The sequence below is a fragment of the Alphaproteobacteria bacterium genome (genome assembly GCA_017308135.1).
GTDB lineage: Bacteria > Pseudomonadota > Alphaproteobacteria > CACIAM-22H2 > CACIAM-22H2 > Tagaea.
The window spans coordinates 140,217-153,508 of sequence record JAFKFM010000009.1; the positions used below are offsets into that span (position 1 = coordinate 140,217).

The 13,292-nt window shown below is 66.2% G+C and carries 20 protein-coding genes; 18 read left to right on the forward strand and 2 right to left on the reverse strand.

What is annotated here, in order from left to right:
- The first annotated feature begins 62 nt into the window (after positions 1–62).
- A complete protein-coding gene (locus tag J0H39_13835) occupies positions 63–635 on the forward strand; it encodes a hypothetical protein (protein MBN9497832.1) in 573 nt (190 codons plus the stop codon).
- Here the strand turns inward: J0H39_13835 and J0H39_13840 are convergent.
- Entirely contained in the window at positions 632–1,255 is a 624-nt protein-coding gene (locus tag J0H39_13840; GenBank protein MBN9497833.1) for a helix-turn-helix domain-containing protein, read from the reverse strand. The genes J0H39_13835 and J0H39_13840 overlap by 4 nt on opposite strands.
- A gap of 95 nt (positions 1,256–1,350) precedes the next feature.
- On the opposite strand from J0H39_13840, the gene J0H39_13845 reads away from it, so the two are divergent.
- Positions 1,351–1,611, forward strand: coding sequence for a helix-turn-helix domain-containing protein (locus J0H39_13845; GenBank protein ID MBN9497834.1), 261 nt, complete (start codon positions 1,351–1,353; stop codon positions 1,609–1,611).
- Positions 1,612–1,613: 2 nt separating this feature from the next.
- Here the strand turns inward: J0H39_13845 and J0H39_13850 are convergent, their stop codons facing one another.
- A complete protein-coding gene (locus tag J0H39_13850) occupies positions 1,614–2,012 on the reverse strand; it encodes a hypothetical protein (protein MBN9497835.1) in 399 nt (132 codons plus the stop codon).
- A gap of 311 nt (positions 2,013–2,323) precedes the next feature.
- Here J0H39_13850 and J0H39_13855 point away from each other — a divergent pair, with 311 nt between their 5' ends.
- From J0H39_13855 to J0H39_13930, 16 genes are all read left to right on the forward strand, one after another.
- On the forward strand, positions 2,324–2,674 hold the full coding sequence (locus tag J0H39_13855) for a hypothetical protein (GenBank protein ID MBN9497836.1): 351 nt from the start codon (positions 2,324–2,326) through the stop codon (positions 2,672–2,674).
- 67 nt (positions 2,675–2,741) lie between these two features.
- Complete coding sequence (locus J0H39_13860; protein MBN9497837.1) at positions 2,742–3,065, forward strand: hypothetical protein; 324 nt, start codon at positions 2,742–2,744, stop codon at positions 3,063–3,065.
- On the forward strand, positions 3,065–3,370 hold the full coding sequence (locus J0H39_13865) for a hypothetical protein (protein MBN9497838.1): 306 nt from the start codon (positions 3,065–3,067) through the stop codon (positions 3,368–3,370). The genes J0H39_13860 and J0H39_13865 overlap by 1 nt, the downstream gene beginning before the upstream one ends.
- Positions 3,367–3,963: a hypothetical protein gene (locus J0H39_13870; GenBank protein MBN9497839.1), complete on the forward strand. Its 597-nt coding sequence runs from the start codon at positions 3,367–3,369 to the stop codon at positions 3,961–3,963. Before J0H39_13865 ends, J0H39_13870 begins: the two co-directional genes overlap by 4 nt.
- A gap of 20 nt (positions 3,964–3,983) precedes the next feature.
- Positions 3,984–4,700 carry a hypothetical protein gene (locus J0H39_13875; protein MBN9497840.1) on the forward strand — a complete coding sequence of 239 codons (717 nt, stop codon included), beginning with the start codon at positions 3,984–3,986 and terminating at the stop codon, positions 4,698–4,700.
- Entirely contained in the window at positions 4,700–5,227 is a 528-nt protein-coding gene (locus tag J0H39_13880; protein MBN9497841.1) for a hypothetical protein, read from the forward strand. The genes J0H39_13875 and J0H39_13880 overlap by 1 nt, the downstream gene beginning before the upstream one ends.
- On the forward strand, positions 5,224–5,376 hold the full coding sequence (locus tag J0H39_13885) for a hypothetical protein (GenBank protein ID MBN9497842.1): 153 nt from the start codon (positions 5,224–5,226) through the stop codon (positions 5,374–5,376). The genes J0H39_13880 and J0H39_13885 overlap by 4 nt, the downstream gene beginning before the upstream one ends.
- Positions 5,373–6,860, forward strand: coding sequence for an AAA family ATPase (locus tag J0H39_13890; protein ID MBN9497843.1), 1,488 nt, complete (start codon positions 5,373–5,375; stop codon positions 6,858–6,860). The genes J0H39_13885 and J0H39_13890 overlap by 4 nt, the downstream gene beginning before the upstream one ends.
- The gene (locus tag J0H39_13895; protein MBN9497844.1) at positions 6,857–7,771 is read left to right on the forward strand and encodes a DNA cytosine methyltransferase; all 915 of its coding nucleotides are present in this window, start codon (positions 6,857–6,859) and stop codon (positions 7,769–7,771) included. The genes J0H39_13890 and J0H39_13895 overlap by 4 nt, the downstream gene beginning before the upstream one ends.
- Complete coding sequence (locus J0H39_13900) at positions 7,768–8,823, forward strand: DUF1376 domain-containing protein (GenBank protein MBN9497845.1); 1,056 nt, start codon at positions 7,768–7,770, stop codon at positions 8,821–8,823. Before J0H39_13895 ends, J0H39_13900 begins: the two co-directional genes overlap by 4 nt.
- The gene (locus J0H39_13905) at positions 8,820–9,020 is read left to right on the forward strand and encodes a hypothetical protein (GenBank protein ID MBN9497846.1); all 201 of its coding nucleotides are present in this window, start codon (positions 8,820–8,822) and stop codon (positions 9,018–9,020) included. The genes J0H39_13900 and J0H39_13905 overlap by 4 nt, the downstream gene beginning before the upstream one ends.
- Positions 9,017–9,166, forward strand: a complete 150-nt coding sequence (locus J0H39_13910) for a hypothetical protein (protein ID MBN9497847.1) — start codon at positions 9,017–9,019, stop codon at positions 9,164–9,166. Before J0H39_13905 ends, J0H39_13910 begins: the two co-directional genes overlap by 4 nt.
- A 3-nt stretch (positions 9,167–9,169) precedes the next feature.
- Complete coding sequence (locus J0H39_13915) at positions 9,170–9,607, forward strand: hypothetical protein (GenBank protein MBN9497848.1); 438 nt, start codon at positions 9,170–9,172, stop codon at positions 9,605–9,607.
- A 147-nt stretch (positions 9,608–9,754) separates the two neighbouring features.
- Positions 9,755–10,030: a hypothetical protein gene (locus J0H39_13920; GenBank protein MBN9497849.1), complete on the forward strand. Its 276-nt coding sequence runs from the start codon at positions 9,755–9,757 to the stop codon at positions 10,028–10,030.
- On the forward strand, positions 9,978–11,249 hold the full coding sequence (locus J0H39_13925; GenBank protein ID MBN9497850.1) for a PBSX family phage terminase large subunit: 1,272 nt from the start codon (positions 9,978–9,980) through the stop codon (positions 11,247–11,249). The genes J0H39_13920 and J0H39_13925 overlap by 53 nt, the downstream gene beginning before the upstream one ends.
- A 3-nt stretch (positions 11,250–11,252) precedes the next feature.
- On the forward strand, positions 11,253–13,280 hold the full coding sequence (locus tag J0H39_13930) for a hypothetical protein (GenBank protein ID MBN9497851.1): 2,028 nt from the start codon (positions 11,253–11,255) through the stop codon (positions 13,278–13,280).
- The last annotated feature ends 12 nt before the right edge of the window (positions 13,281–13,292 follow it).

Sequence of the window (13,292 nt, forward strand, 5' to 3'; positions counted from 1 at the left end):
GAGCGCCGCCTTTTGCTAATGTTTTCAGTCGCTAGCGTTTGGGTTGCATGGAGGGATTGCGAATGCGCGCCGTGATAATCGGACTAGTCGCGGCTTTGCTTGCCCCATGCTTGGTGGCGAATGGTCAAAATCGCCAAATCCGCAAAACCGTCGGCGCGTGGTCCATCACATGCAACATTGACGGCATGACCGACGCGGCCAAATGCTTAATGCTCGCCACGCCAACGCTGCGAGCGGGGGAATTCGAGGGCATGGGCCCGGTCATTCTTTGGATCGAGGGCGAGCCGGAGCCTGGGCTACGCATAATACCGGCCATTCCGATCCTCCCGCCCAAGCGCCCGGAGTTCCACTTGCGAATCGCCAAGCACGCGGTGGTGACCTACGCGGTGTGCGATGCCGGAGGCGGGATCTGCACGGCGGCCCCCAGCGCGGAGACGAGGCAGGCCCGCGAAATCCTGGCTGGCGCGACGGCGGCACTCCTGCGCGTAGGGCCGATCGCGGGCGGCCGGGATTGGGAATTCGACGTTTCCGGCGTTCTTGAGGCGCGGGCCGAGCTGCGCGCCCTGCACGTCGAACTAAACATCCCGACAAGCCGCCGGGCGTTCGACGAGATCGAGCGGCGCGCGGGGCGCTAAGGCACGATCGCCAGCACGCGGGCGGCCCAATCCAGCTTCACGTCTTCGCGCGGGCTGGCGTTGTAGCTGACCAAGCGCCACAGGCCCTTGCGCTTGCCGGGCTCGAGCTTCTTCACCAGCATCGGGCCGTCCTGCACCTGAACGACGCAGAGCCTGCCCACGCAGGCGCCGGGCACACCCTCGCGATCGCGACTGTAGTACAGAACCCAGCCATCCTCGATCTGCGGCAGCATGGAATCGCCGCGCACCCACACCGCGACGGCCGGGCCTTCCTGGCCGGGAAATGGGGGCGCCTCGTCATGACCGCCGCCCTTGGCGTGGTCGTCGATCGGGAAAATCTCGGCCCCGGCACCGACATAGCCGACGATGGGAACCGGCGGTAATGGCCGGACCGGCGCCTTGCCGGTTAAGAGCTCGTCGATCGTTTTCCCATACAAATGCGCCAGCATCGGCAGCTTTTCGATATCGGGGCGCGCGGGCTTTCGCGCATCCGGCTTCGGGTCGCGCTCCCAGTTGGAAATCGAGTTCTTGTCGATCCCAAACCGATCCGCGACCGCCTGTTGCGTCATGCCCGCCTCTTCGCGCGCCAAACGAAGCCGGTTGGGCAGCGTAATGCTCAATGATTTAGCCATGTTGACAAGGTGAAAGCATTGCTTCACGCGGTAAACAAAGCAGTACTTGACCTTTTGCAAAGCAATGCTTTACATTCCTCGACATGGTCAACGCGACGCACCCCGAAACCACACCCGCCACCAAACGCGATCCGCGCTTGATCGAGGCGAAGCGCCGTGCCGTCGCGGCCGCCGGTGGCGCCCACAAGGCCGCCGCTGCGCTGGGCGTGAAGCCGCAGGCTGTCTATCAGTGGTCCTACGTGCCCGCCGAGCGCGTGGGCCAAATGGCGCAGCTGACCAACATCCCCCCGCACGAACTGCGCCCCGACATCTTCCCGCCCCCGGCGAAGTCGGAGGCGGCGTGACCTCACGGATACCGCCAACCGCACGCCTCGTAAGCGTCGGCCGTCGCGGAAGTGGCGCGGGCAATGAGGTTGCTGCGCTCGCGGGCCGTGATGGGCTCCGGGCGCCCCAGCAATTCGTTCGCGTGACGCCGAATGAATTCCTCGGGCAGACGGTCGGCAAACTCCCGATCGATGCAGCGGCAAACGCTGGTCAACTCGGCCTCGCTGCGGGCCTTGAACAAGGGGCGGTTGCGCTCCTCGCAGCCCCGCGTCTCGTTCAAGATTCGCTCGTAGGCCCGACGCTGCGGGCTCTCCATTCGGAACGTCAGCCCGTCGACCGTCACGGGTCCGTCGTTGCGCTGCGGCGTGGCGGTCTGGCAGGCCGCCAGCAGCAGAGCGGTGGCGAGCGCGATTTTTCGCATTGCGAATCCCCCGGTTGCGTCCCGGCCAGCCTATCCGGTCCGGCCGCAGCGCCGCAACATGGCGCCCTAGCGCGGCCGCAGCCGGTTCGCGGCGCGCCAAATCGCGAGGCCGACGGGTTCCAGCCCGTTGGTCCCTCGCGACTTCGCGGCCGGCTTCTCGTTAACGGCTATCAAGCGCAAGCCCGGCAAGGTGACGCGCTCAATCGCCGGATCGACGGCCTTCTCGGCCGAGCCTTGTGTCTTTCCCAGTCCCTTCGTCCCACCACTTTCCATCGCACCCCTCTCCATGCCTCGAAGCATGGAGCGGCGCGATGCGTGAAAGAAACGGCAAAAATCCCGAAACTTTCGGCAAAGGCGGTCGGCTGATGGTCGCCGCCGTCGCCATCGAACAGGATCTTCGCGACATGATTCCGCGCCTGCTGGCGCGCGAACCCGCGAAGGTGATCGCGTTCAAGACGGCGGCGACCCCGCGTTCCGCCGCGAATTGGCAGGAAGGCCTACACCTGCCGCAAGTGCCGCATTTCATCATGCTGGCGCGGCAATACCCGGAACTGCGCGCGAAGGTTCTCGAATGGCTGGACGCCTCGACCGGCGACAGCGGCGAGGACCCGTCGCGCGTGCTCAACGAAATCCACCGATTGATCGTCAACGCCCGCACCTGATCGCGGGTTGCTTGCCCACGCCTTCGTCACCGCATCGCTCCGGCAAAGTTTCGAAAGGAACGACGAAATGAGACGCAAGACAGGACATCGCGATCTTCGCCAGCGCGAAATGCTGCTGCCCATCGCGGGTGGCGCTGTCGATGCGCGCTACGCCGCCGGTTCGTGGCAGGCCGAATTCCTCGGCGTTCTCGCATCGGCCGCCGATCGCTACGGCAAGCCGCAACTCGCGGTGTGGGCCGGGTGCGATCAGCGCTCGGTCGAGAACTGGATCGCCGGGCGCAACCTGCCGACGCTGGAACCGGCCCTGCGCCTCGCCCAGCACATTCCCGAGGTCGCGGATTTGATCCTGACCGTGATCGGCGCGCCGCTGCACAAGCGGGAGGTCGCGTGATGAACGTCCGGCGCAGTCCGATCGATGTTCCGCGCGCGTTGCGATTGAAAGCGCAGGGCGTGACGAACGCGCAGATCGCCGAGCGCTTCGGGTGTTCGGCCAAGGCGCTGTCGGTGATGATCGCGCGCCATCGCAAGGCCGAGAGGATGCGCGAGGGCGACGTGATGATCGTGCATCGCGTGCCGCGCGGTGTCGTCACGAAGCTGCCCAAAGGCTTCAAGCTCGCAAACGCCCGACCCGCGCATCACGACCAGCACGCGGTGCTGGCGACGAAGATCCAGCGCAAGCGGAAGGCCAAGCGATGAGCGGGCTCGTCGTCCTTTCCAACCGCCCGTTCGAGGGCCTGCCGTTGTTCAGCTACGGCCGCATCCTGATCGATCCGCCGTGGCAATACGAAAATTGGAGCAAGAAGGGCGAGCACAAGAATGCGAGCGCGCAATACGACTGCATGCCCGACAGGGAAATTCTGAGCCTGCCGGTCGGCCACCACGCCACGCCGGATTGCGTGCTGTTTGTATGGGCGACGTGGCCGCGTCTCGATTTCGCGATCCAATGCGTGCGCGTTTGGGGATTCCGCTACGTGACCGGCGGCTCCTGGCGCAAGACGACCGCGCGCGGCAAGACCGCGTTCAACACCGGGTACGTGCTGCGCAACGCCTGTGACCCATTTCTGATCGCCGTCAACGGTGCGCCGCGCTGGGACAAGAAGATCTGCGCGCGCACCCGCAATCTGATCGAGGCACGCCAGCGCAAGCACTCCCGCAAGCCCGACAACGCGCACGCGATGCTTGAGGCGATGGTGCCCGGCACGCGCGGTGCGGAGTTGTTCGCGCGCGAACCCCGCGAGCATTGGGACGTATGGGGCAACGAAGCCAACAAGTTCACCCAAGCCGCCTAACCCCGAAAGGAACCCCGACCATGGCTAAGAAACTCACCGCGAAGGGCCCGACCGAAGGAGCCGCGCCCGCCGAGACCACGAAGAAGGGCCGCAAGGCGAAGGCGCCCGAGCCCGCGCGCAGCTACACCGAGGAACAGAAGCGCGAGGCCCTCGAAATGCTCGAGGCGCAGCACAACGACATGGAAGCCGCCAAGGCGACGATGACGCGCGCCAACGGCCGCTATCGCAAGCAGCTCAAGGAAACCGCGAAAATCCTGGGCAAGGAAACCGCCGATCTGGTCTGGCTGCTCGCGGCCCGCAAGCGCGAGCCTGAGGATATCGATCGCGAGACGCGCCGGCGCAACGAGCTCGCGCGCTTCGCGGGCCTGAAGATCGGCACGCAACTCGGCATGTTCGAAGCGGCCCCCGGCGAGACGCGCTCGATCGGCGATCAGGTCGAACGCGACGCGCACATGGCGAAGGGCGGCAACGGCGCGCCCGGCTCGACCGAGGCGATCGAGCGTGCCAAATCCCAGGGCGACGCCGACGGCCGCAACGGCAAGGGCTATCAGAATTTCTACGACGACGGCAGCCCGGAATTCCTGGCCTACAAGGCGAGCTACGAGGCGGCGCAAATCGAACTCGCGGGCGCGCTGAAGGGCGACGACGATCAGCTCGTCGACGACATCGCTAAGGTCAACAAGCTGCGGGCCAAACTGCCGAAGACCCCGCCCGCGGCGCAAGCGGCGGCGCACTGATGCCGATCCTCGCCCTCGATCTGGCGAGCGTGACCGGGTGGGCTTGCGACGGCCCACCCGATTCGCGCGGCCAGCCCCGGCCGGTCGGCGGCTCGTTCGAGCTGCGCGGGTCGGAATTCGGCGATCGCTATATCGATCTGCGCGACCGGATCACCGAGCTTGTTTCGCTCCACAAGCCGGACACGGCGGTGTTCGAGGCGCCGCTGCCCTTCGCGTCGGGATCGAAATTCGCCGGGATCCAAGCGGGTGCCAACACCGTGCGCATGCTGCTGGGCTTCGCGGCCATCGCCGAGGAAACGCTGATGCGCCTCGGCATCGAGGTGTTCGAGGTCAACGTGCAGCAGGTGCGCAAGCATTTCTGCGGCGATGCGCGGGCCAAGAAGGACGACGTGATCCGGACCTGCCGCACGCTCGGCTGGAATCCGAACGACCACAACGCGGCCGATGCCATGGCGTGCTGGGATTTCGCGCGCGGCGGCTTGAACTGGAAACAGGTCGGGTCGGTTCTGCCGAAGGTGGGCACATGACCCGCGCCCGTCGCCTGCGCGGCTTGGCCCGCCGGACCCTGCACGCCCGCGCCGAATGGCGCCGGGCCAAGGGCGGCGTCAAGACCGCCAAATATCGCGCCTATGTCGCGGCCACGGCGAAGCTGCTGCGCGCGGAGATCAAGCGATGATGGACGGTGCCGGTCCGCCCGACGATTACCAGGGGCCCGACGATCGCGCCCCGCCCGAGGGCGATGCGTTCTCGATGGGCGGCGTGCGCGTGCCCCCGCATAATTTCGAGATCGAGATGGCGCTGCTCGCCGCGCTGATGGCGAACAATCGCGCGTTCGAAGGCATCGCCGACACGACGCGGCCCGAGCATTTCGCCGACCCCACCCATGCGCGGATCTTCGAGACGATCGCGACGCTGATCGAACAAGGGCGCCAGGCCAACGCCGCGACGATGGCCGCGTATCTGGCGGAAGATGCCGAATTTCAAAAGCTCGGCGGCAAGACGTATCTCGCCCGGCTTCAAGCGGCGGCGATGACGATCGTCAACACCAAGGATTACGCGCGCCAACTGCGCGACCTTTGGCAACGCCGCGAGATGATCGGGCTTGCCCAAGAACTCGAAGGGGCCGCCTATCAATTCGAGATCGGCACGACCGCCGACCAGCAAATCGAAGGCCTGGAAAAGGCGCTTTACGATCTGGTCGAGCGCGGCGAGGCGGGCACGGGCCCGGTCGATCTCGGCAGGGCCATGTCGCTGGCGCTGGAACGCGCGGATCGCGCGGGCAAGGGCGTGTTCACCGGGTTGCGCACGGGGCTTACCGAACTCGACGAGCGCCTTGGCGGTCTCGAGCCCGGCACGCTGACCGTGATCGCCGCGCGCCCCTCGATGGGCAAGACGGCGCTCGGCGTGGCGATCGCGCGGCATGTCGCCACGAACGGGACCGGCGTCTTGTTCCACTCGCTGGAAATGGACGCGGCGCAGATCGGCCGGCGCGCGGTGTGCCAGATCAGCGGTATTGCGCTCGAGGCCGTGCGCAACGGCCGCCTGGGGCAAGACGCCTGGGTGACGCTGACCGAGGCGCAAGGCCGTTTCGCGAAGACCCCGATCGTGATCGACGATCGCCCCGGCGTCTCGTTGATGCAGATTTCCGCCGCGCTGCGGCGCGCCAAACGCAAGAACAAGATCGGCCTCGGCGTCATCGACCATTTGGGTCTGATGGCCACGGCGCGCGGCCTGGAGGGCCAACCGGTGCAGGCGATCGGTCACAACACGCGCGGCCTCAAACGCCTCGCCAAGGAACTCGGCATCCCGCTTGTGCTGCTCTGCCAGTTGAGCCGCGCTAACGAACTGCGCGAAGAAAAGCGGCCGCAGCTTTCCGATCTGCGCGGATCCGGTGATATCGAGCAGGACGCCGATATCGTGATCTTCGTGCATCGCGAGCATTACTACCTGACGCGTTCGGAGCCGACGCGCTCGCCCAAGGAAACCGAGGCGACGTTCCTCGACAAGCAAATGCGCTGGAACGACGCGTGCCGCGAGGCCCAGGGCAAAGCCGAATTGCTGATCGCCAAGAATCGCGACGGCGCCGTGGGCATGGTCCGCGTCGCCTTCGATGGCCCGACCGCCAATTTCCACGATCTGGATGCGGGGGGCGACGCATGAAGGCGCTCGACCTGTTCTGCGGCGCAACCGGCGGATGGCATTTCGGCTTCAATGCTGCCGGAATCGATGTCGTCGCTGGTTGCGAATTCGACCCGTGGCGGCGCGCGGTCTACGCGGCGCGCTACGGCGTCCCCGTCTATCCCGATGTCCGAACCCTTACCGGCGAACAGGTGACGCGCGACCATGGACCAATCGACATTGTTTGCGGATCTCCCCCTTGCCAGGACGCCAGCAGCGCCAACGCGAAAGGCAAAGGCGTCGACGGCGAGCGCACCGGGTTGTTCTTCGACGCCATCCGCATCGCCGGAGAACTCCGACCCCGTTGGGTCTGCCTTGAGAACGTTCCTGGGCTCCGAGCTCGAGGCTATGACCGGGTTCACGATGCGCTGGAAGCGCTCGGCTACGAAGTCCGGCCGGTCGTGGTGGGTGCTTGGCACGCCGGTGCGCCCCATCGCCGAAACCGAGTGGTCGTTGTTGCCAGCCTGCCGGCCGTGTTCCGGGAAACGGTCGCGGGGTGTCAATCAGACCGAGTTGGAACGCTCGCTGTTGCCGACGCCGACGAAACAGGCCGGGGGCGCCTGGGCGCCCCCGCAAGGCACGGGCATGAACCTCAAGGCGGCGTTGCGAGCAACGCCGCTGGCGCGGGACTGGCGATCCGGCAAGACGAGCGACGCGACGGCGACCAAGAACAGCCGTCCGCTATCGGAGCAATGCTCGCGCGCTGGTCTGGCTGGAACGGCGGACCTCCTGCGCTTGGTGGAATGGATGATGGGGTTTCCGCCGCGCTGGCTGCTCGACGCGGCCTTGGCCGTGCCTGTCTCGCCGCCTACGGCGACTCCTTCGTCCCGATCTTCCCCGAGCTTATCGGCCGCTTCATCCGCCACACCGACGCCCAAGGGTTGACCCCATGACCGACGCCCTGCCGCCCCCGCTCGTGCCCGCCGATGCCGACCTGCGGGACTTCGCCTATATGCCGCTCGACGTTGTGCGCCTGCGAGACAGCGACCTCGCCGCCCTCGCCGGCCCGGAGGAATTCCGCTCGGCCGTCATGCTCTGGTGCGCCTCGTGGCACCAAATTCCGGCCGCCAGCGTGCCCGACGACGACAAGATTCTCGCCAATCTCGCCGGGTTCGGGCGCGGCGTGACCGATTGGAAGAAGGTCCGCGAGGGCGCGCTGCGCGGCTGGGTCAAGTGCAGCGACGGACGCCTTTATCACCCGGTCGTCGCGGAGAAGGCGAACGACGCTTTGGACGGTAAGCGCCGGAACGCGCACAAGAAACTGTGCGACCGGCTCCGGAAAGCGGGTCTGAATTCCGATGGAATTCCGAGTTTCGAGCGCTGGAATTCCGACGGAATGCCGATGGACGGCCATTACATTTCCGCCGGAAACACCCCCCCAATTCCACGGAAGTCGGGACTTAAGGGGAGAGGGGAGAGGGAAAGGGGAGAAGGAAAGGGAGAATCTATATCTCCTGAATCATCGTCATCTACGATCCGGGCCGAAAGCGCCGACGACGACGCGCCGCCCGAAAAAAGTTTCGGGCTGAGCGACGCCGAGTTCGCCTTCGTCGAGCAATTCGACACCGCGCTGGTCGCGACCTTCGGCGAAAGCGCCCGACGCAAGCGCCTCGCCGGCGGCGATCCCGACAGCGCGCGCAAGCTCCGGGCGCTCAAGCTCACGCCCGAACGGTTCGGCGACGTGTGCCGGGACGTGATGGGGCGCCTCGCCGTGTCGGGCCGGGAGCCGCCGCAATCGCTGGCGTACTGCCTCAAAGCCGCGATCGAGGACACCGAACGCAATCCCGGCGCTGCGGCGAGCGTGAGCGACGATGATCCGCGCGCGAAGGCGTTCAGCGCGGCCGCCAAGACCTGGCTCGCCATGCCCGAGGCCGAGCGCGCCAAGACCCCGCGCCCGACGCCCGAGCAATTCGGGTTGCCGCCGGCGCAAGGAGGTGGACGTTGACCGCCGTCCGCTCCTGCCTCGCGCGCATCGTGCCGTCCGCGCCCACGTCGAGCGAGGGGCTTGAAGCGCTCCGGCAACGCGCGTGGGCCGAGCAAGGCGTGGTCGTGCTCAACGTCGAGGAAGTCACGGACGATTGGCTGCGGCAGGCGCTGAAAAACGAAGCCGCGAAACGCTGGGGACGGAGGATGAAGCGATGAGAATTATGACGATCGCGTGTGTCGCGATTCTGATCGTGATGTTTGTGGCGGCGGCTTGGTGGCCCCGCCACTGCGTCGAGGAATACGCGCCACGCCTGCTGCAAACCGACGACAAGATCGCCATTGCGATCTACTGCCGGAGATAGGTCATGACCCACGAAACCGAGACCGGATGGCGCAAGACCATCATCGGCCTGCTGCGCGAGGCGTTCGTGACGGCGCGGACCTGTCGGGAGCGCGGGACATGGCCCGCGGGGTTCCGGTCGAACATGCCGGCCTACATCCACGAATATTTCGAGGCCTACGGCTTGGAGCGCGCCCAGGTCGGCACGCTACCGCCCAGCGCGCAAGCGCTTGACAGGCTCGACGCGGTGTGCGCGGCGATGGCGCATCGCACGCTCAACGACTACGAGCGCGAATTGCTGTGGCTGCGCGCGGGAAAGGTCCATTGGAAGGATATCGTGAAGCGCCGCTACATCCCCGAGCGGACGTTGAAGCGGCATTACGGCGATGCGCTGGTCGCGTTCGCCGCGCGCTACGTCGCGATGGAGCGGGAGCGTTTGGCACGAGTGGCACAAATGGCGTGAAATAGTTCTGGCACGAAATCGGCGTCGTGCCATAGGTTTTCTGCGAGCTTGGATGATTGCACCAAGCGCCTCCTTGTTCGGACTCACAGCCCCGCGCGTTCATTCGCCGCGGGGTTTTCTTTTGGCAAAACTAGCGCGGAGTAGCCCATGGCCGGATCGAAGCCCGGCGAGCGTCGCGGCGGCCGGAAAAAGGGCACGCCCAACAAACTCACGCGCGACGTGAAATCCGCGATCCTCGCCGCGTTCGACAAGGTCGGCGGCGAAAAATACCTCGCCGAGCAGGCGAGGAAAAACCCCCAGGCGTTCCTGACACTGCTCGGCAAGGTGATGCCGACGCAACACGTCGGCGACCCGGAGAAACCCATCAACCATGTCGTCGAGTGGCGCGTCGTCGATCCCGCTCGGAATCGCGAGGGTCTTTAAGCCGTTGCTCGCGCCCGCGCGCTACAAGGGCGCGTGGGGCGGTCGCGGTTCGGGCAAGTCCCACTTCTTCGGCGAATTGCTGGTCGCGACGGCGCTGCGCCGCCGGGGCTTGCGCGCGGTCTGCATCCGCGAGGTGCAGAAAACGCTGAAGCAATCGGCCAAGCGTCTGATCGAAGACAAGATCAAGCGGATGGGGGTCGAAGACTCGTTCCGAGCGCTCGACACCGAGATCCGAACGCCCGGCGGCGGCCTCGTGCTGTTCCAGGGCATGCAGGACCACACGGCGGAATCGATCAAGTCGCTCGAGGGCTTCGACATCGCCTGGATCGAGGAAGGCCAGACGATGTCGGCCCGCTCCCTCGAAATGCTGCGCCCCACGCTGCGCGCCGAGGGCTCCGAAATCTGGGCGAGCTGGAACCCGCGCAACGCGGCGGACCCGCTCGACAAGCTGCTGCGCGGCCTATCGCCGCCGCCCGGCGCCATCGTCGTCAAAGCGAACTGGTCGGATAACCCGTTCTTTCCGTCGGTGCTCGAAACCGAGCGCCTTCACGATCTCAAAAGCAACCCCGATCGCTACGCCCATATCTGGGAAGGCGAGTACGAGCCCGCCGCGATCGGTGCCATCTGGGACCGCGCGAATTTCCACGCCAACCGGCGCAACGCACCGCCCGAATTGAAGCGCGTCGTGGTCGCGGTCGATCCCGCCACGTCGAGCGAGGACACGGCAAACGAACACGGGATCGTGGTCTGCGGCCTGGGCGTCGATGGGCGCGGCTATGTGATCGACGACCTATCCGCGCACGGCACGCCCCGGCAATGGGCGGATCGGGCCATCGCGGCTTACGACCGCTACGAGGCGAATGCCGTGATCGTCGAGGTCAACCAGGGCGGCGACATGGTCAAGCACACGCTGCAATCGGTACGCACGTCGTTGCCCGTTCTCGAGGTTCGCGCGTCGCGCGGCAAGCATGTCCGGGCCGAGCCGATCAGCTCGCTCTACAGCCTCAATCGCATCAGCCATTGCGGCACGTTCACGGAGCTCGAAAACCAGATGTGCTTGATGACCGCCGGCGGATACCAGGGCACGGGCTCCCCCGATCGCCTCGACGCGGCCGTGTGGGGCTTCACGCACCTGTTCCCGCAAATCGCGGCGGGTCCGGCGAAACCAGCACCTGCGCGCCATCACGAACATGCCGGCGGCGCCGGCTGGATGGGCTGAGTCATGGCCGCGTCCGAACCCAAAGACGACGACGACAAGGACGACGACTTGCTCCAACAGGGCAAGGACGCGTTCAAGCGCGCGTCGGACGCCGAGGACGAGAACCGCAAGGCGTTCCTCGACGATATGCGGTTCTGGCGCCTGAGCGAGCAATGGCCGGCCGAAATCAAGACCGCGCGGCTCAACGAAAAGCGCCCGTGCCTGACCGTCAATCGCGGGCCCACGTTCATCCGCCAGGTCGTCAACGACGCGCGCCAGAACAAGCCCTCGATCCGCGTGCGCCCCGTCGATGGCGGGGCCGATCCCGACACCGCCAAGGTGTTCAATGGGATCATCCGGCATATCCAATACGCGTCGCGCGCCGACGTGGCCTACGACACCGCGACCGACAGCGCGGTTTCCGGAGGGTTCGGGTATTTCCGCATCGCGGTCAAATACGCGGGCGACGACAGCTTTGATCGCGATCTGGTCATCGAGCGCGTCGCGAACCCGCTGACGGTCTATGGCGACCCCGCCTCGACCGCCGCCGATTCCTCGGATTGGAACGACGCGTTCGTCGTCGACTTCCTCGAAAAGGAGGAATTCGAGCGCCGCTTCCCGAAGGCCGAGAAGGTCAATTGGGATCAGGGCGCCTATGCCGAGTTGAAGGATTCGGATTGGTGCGACGGCGACCGCGTGATGGTCGCGGAGTGGTATCACCGCTCGACCGAGCGCCGGACGATCGTGCTGCTGACCGACGGCCGGGTGATCGACGAAGAACAGCTCGCCCCGCTCAAGGACGAACTCGATGCGGCGGGGATCGGCGTCAAGGATTCGCGCCAGATCGATCGGTTCAAGGTCACGCATCGCCTGATGACGGGTGCGGAGATCCTCGAAACGACGGAATGGGCGGGCCAATACATCCCGATCATCCCGGTCTACGGCGACGAGGTGAATGTCGAGGGCAAGCGGCATTTCCGCTCGCTGCTGCGCGACGCCGCCGATCCGCAACGCATGCTGAACTATTGGCGCACCACGTCGACCGAGCTGGTCGCGCTGGCCCCGCGCACCCCGTTCATCGGCCCGGTCAACGCGTTCGACACTGACGCCGCGAAATGGGCGACGATCAACTCGGTCAGCCATCCCTTCGTGCAGTACGACGGGCCGACGCAGCCGCAACGCCAACCGCTCGACGCCGGCGGCGCCTTGGGCGCCATGAGCGAGGCCAAGGCCGCGTCGGACGACCTGATGGCGGTGATCGGGCTGTTCAACGCCTCGATCGGCCAGAAATCGAACGAGACGAGCGGCAAGGCCATCCTGGCGCGGCAACGCGAGGGCGATGTTTCGACGTTCCATTTCCTCGACAACATGGCGCGCGCGATTAACCACGCGGGCCGCATTCTGATCGAGCTGATCCCCAAGGTCTACACGCCGGGCCGCGTCGTGCGCATCCTGGGCGAAGATGGCGCGACGACGGAGGAAGTGACGCTTGGCAAGCGCGCTCCCGCGATGGCCGAGCAACAGGCGATGGAGAACGCCAAGCGCATCTATGACCTGAGCGCCGGCAAATACGATCTGGTCGTCGACGTCGGCCCGTCCTTCACCACGCGCCGCGAGGAAGCCGCGAACCAGATGATGGAATTGCTGCGCGCCTTCCCGCAGGCCGCCGCCGTGATCGGCGATCTGCTCGCCAAGAATCTCGATTGGCCGGGGGCGGATGAAATCGCCAAGCGGCTGCAAACCCTGCTGCCGCCGCCGCTCAACGGCCAGCCGGCTCCGCAACCCCCGCCCGATCCGCGCATGGTTTCGGCGCAAGCCGCGCTGTTGCGCGCGACCAGCGACGCCAAGACCGGCGCCATGGACGCCGAAACCAACCGCATGAAGGCCGAGACCGATCGCCTGCAAACCGTCGGGCCCGCCATGACGCCGCAGGCCGTGCAAGCCATCGTGCTCGACACCATTCGCCAAATTCTCGCGCCCCCATCGCCCCCGCAGCCGCAGCCCGCCATGGGCCAAGCGGCACCCGCCGGGATGCCGATGGGCACGGCGTAGACCGCAGGCCGG